Below are 1,182 nucleotides of genomic sequence, written 5' to 3' on the forward strand. Positions count from 1 at the left end.
CCGTTGCTCAGACCTCGCGTGCGAACCTGGTGTCTCAGTACAACAACATCCTGAACCAGATCGACACGACCTCGCAGGACTCTTCGTTCAACGGCGTCAACCTCTTGAACGGCGACCAGCTCAAGCTGGTGTTCGACGAGACTGGCAAGTCGAACCTGAGCATCACCGGCGTCACCTACAACTCCAAGGGTCTGGGCCTTGCTGCGCTGACCAGCGGCGTCGACTTCATCGACAACGCTGCCACCAACAAGGTGCTGACCAACCTGAACGCGGCCTCGAGCACGCTGCGCTCGGAAGCCTCCGCTCTGGGTTCGAACCTGTCCGTGGTGCAGGTGCGTCAGGACTTCAACAAGAGCCTGATCAACGTGCTGCAGACCGGCTCGTCCAACCTGACGCTGGCCGACACCAACACCGAAGCGGCCAACAGCCAGGCGCTGTCGACCCGTCAGTCGATCGCGGTCTCCGCGCTGTCGCTGGCCAACCAGTCGCAGCAGAGCGTGCTGCAGCTGCTCCGCTAATTAGCGGACGATATTGGAAGCAAGATCCGGCGGCGGGGCTTCGGCCCCGCCGCTTTCTTTTTGGGCCGGCATCAGAGTGCCGCTCGGCAAAGTGGGGACGATGCATCCGGATGCAGCCAATTGCTAACTCTGAGTTATGGTTGACAAGTCGCAAACACCTGCTCCCTGCACGAAAAAGCACCATCCAATCATGACGATATAAGCGAGCTCAATCCGGCTCTGATCACCCGCATGGTGAATCCGCATAGGGATTGGAGCGACACGCTTCATGCTTTGTTAGCCACCTACGTTCACCGTCCCGGCCATCGATTAATCCTAATCGAAGTTTGTTGCGTTGCGTACCAGAAGGGTAACACTCAATGTCCGGTATTGTTCTCTCCTCCTCGGTTCGTCAGAACCTGCTCTCCCTCCAGTCCACCGCTGACCTCCTCGCCACCACGCAGAGCCGTCTGTCGACCGGCAAGAGCGTCAACTCGGCCCTGGACAATCCCACCAACTTCTTCACGGCACAGTCGCTCGACAACCGCGCCAGCGACATCAACAATCTGCTCGACGGTATCGCCAACGGCGTGCAGGTGCTGCAGGCTGCCAACACCGGCATCACCTCGCTGCAGAAGCTGATCGACAGCGCCAAGTCGATCGCCAACCAGGCGCTGCAGACCAC

The 1,182-nt window shown here is 59.6% G+C and carries 2 protein-coding genes; both read left to right on the forward strand.

Features of this window, described 5'->3' with window-relative positions; genetic code table 11:
* On the forward strand, positions 1–518 hold a 518-nt coding region (locus tag ACXJMY_RS37910; RefSeq protein ID WP_456624455.1), incomplete at its 5' end, for a flagellin.
* Positions 519–877: 359 nt separating this feature from the next.
* Positions 878–1,182 (forward strand): flagellin N-terminal helical domain-containing protein (locus ACXJMY_RS37915; protein ID WP_456624456.1); only part of this gene is annotated, 305 nt, incomplete at its 3' end.

It is taken from the genome of Bradyrhizobium sp. P5_C12, assembly GCF_054049735.1.